The following is a 264-nucleotide window of genomic DNA, read 5'->3' on the forward strand; positions in this document are numbered from 1 at the left end:
CTTGAGCCCGAAGCCAATCAGCCTCTTCGCCACCGCGTCCAAAAATACATGGATCACCCCCTTTCAGTCGGACCACGCATTTACCCTGGCGGGCGTAACGCAGCATCAGTCGGTGGATGAACGCTTGCGGCGTAGAGCGACAGCCGCCGCGTTTGCCGACCGCAATGACCCGGGCTGAAGCGCAGTGCTCAAGGATCGCGACGTTGACCAGATCATCGATCAGTACCACATCCGCTTCGCGCAGTGCGCGCACAGCTTTGAGTG

1 protein-coding gene is annotated in these 264 nt (G+C 60.2%); it reads right to left on the bottom strand.

Annotated features, from left to right (window positions below):
* A partial coding sequence (locus QN347_RS20130) for an SAM-dependent methyltransferase (RefSeq protein WP_323494450.1) occupies nt 1-264 on the bottom strand: 264 nt, incomplete at both ends.

It is taken from the genome of Sphingomonas sp. 10B4 (genome assembly GCF_035019905.1).
In the GTDB taxonomy this organism is placed as follows: Bacteria; Pseudomonadota; Alphaproteobacteria; order Sphingomonadales; family Sphingomonadaceae; genus Sphingomonas; species Sphingomonas glacialis.